Annotated in this window: 1 protein-coding gene and 2 pseudogenes; 1 reads left to right on the forward strand and 2 read right to left on the reverse strand. The window is 55.9% G+C overall.

Annotation, left to right across the window (positions count from 1 at the left end):
- Window positions 1–96: pseudogene (locus tag ACFVTJ_RS25435) on the forward strand (IS630 family transposase); the annotation flags it as partial.
- A 12-nt stretch (window positions 97–108) separates the two neighbouring features.
- Here the strand turns inward: ACFVTJ_RS25435 and ACFVTJ_RS25440 are convergent.
- Window positions 109–900: pseudogene (locus ACFVTJ_RS25440) on the reverse strand (substrate-binding domain-containing protein); the annotation flags it as partial.
- A gap of 183 nt (window positions 901–1,083) precedes the next feature.
- A partial coding sequence (locus ACFVTJ_RS25445; protein ID WP_386911276.1) for a biotin/lipoyl-containing protein occupies window positions 1,084–1,209 on the reverse strand: 126 nt, incomplete at its 5' end.

Raw genomic sequence — 1,209 nt, forward strand, 5'->3', positions numbered from 1 at the left:
ACGAAGATGGCGCGCCTGCGAGGGCGTGCCATTCGAGGTGAGCGTTGCCGAGCTGGCGTGCCGCATGGCCACTGGAAAACAACGACATTCACCGGGGACCACGCCCATCGCCATAAGGTCGCTGTTGGCATAGATGCCTTTAATCTCCGGATGTGCCGCCATTATCCCGAGCGTTAGATTACGCGCTTTCTTGTCGTCCCAGTCCGCTTGACCGCTCGCAATCAGCTTCAAGTCGGGATAGTCCTTCAGGCGGTCGGCGAACCCCTTCACACGATCTATGCGATAGGGCGACCTTATCTCGCCTTCGATCTGAGCAATAGCCGCACCGGCCGGGAAATGTTCGTGCAGGAATTCGGCGCCCGAAGCGCCAAGCGCCACGTGATTAGTTCCGACATGAACTCGAACACCTTCCGACCGAAGGTTTATGGAGATCGTCGGAATACCGCGTGAATTGGCTTCATCGATCACGCTACGAAGGTTGGTCGAGTTTATCGCCGTGAGGATAAGAACGTCTGGATTCCGTGCCAGTGCAGCCTTAGCCACGGCAAGCTGTTCCGACTCGGAGGCCCGATCTTTGGGAGCGCTTGCGTCGAAAGTGACATTCAAGCGGTCGGCTTCAGCATGAAGTCCCTTCAGGACTTCCGACCAGAAGGGGTCTTCCAGCAGTTGCGTCACGTACGCGACCCTGACAGGTTGCAGCGGCGATGGCACCGATCCAAACCGCGCATCCAAATCGGCAGACTGCATGGCGGCTGACGCCATCGCTGGATCCGGGACACATTTTTCCGCACCGAGGGCAACTTTGGCGGTCGTCACGCATAACAGGACGCTGGAAAGCAGACATGTCCCGATTGAAGCTGCACTTGGCTGACGTTTGTACGTAGTCATCTTATTCCCCATCCCATTTTAAACGCGACAGTTCCCATGTCGCTCAGCGTCTCGCGCATGACGACGAAGAGCCATGCTCTCACTGCCAGAACATTTGTTCTCGTGACATAGATAATGTTCTCAGGTCGAGGTAAATTTAATCCTAACCTTCGAAGAAACTTGGTATCTTCGTCGACCAAAGGATATCTCGGCAAGTCAGTCGATAACGACAAGCAGGTCTTTGCCGTCGATCTGATCACCGGGGCGCACCAGAACCTCAGTGATCTTGCCGTCGCGTTCGGCATGCAGCGCGGTTTCCATCTTCATGGCCTCGATGGAGAG

It is taken from the genome of Agrobacterium sp. NPDC058088, from assembly GCF_042885035.1.
Classification (GTDB): Bacteria; Pseudomonadota; Alphaproteobacteria; order Rhizobiales; family Rhizobiaceae; genus Agrobacterium.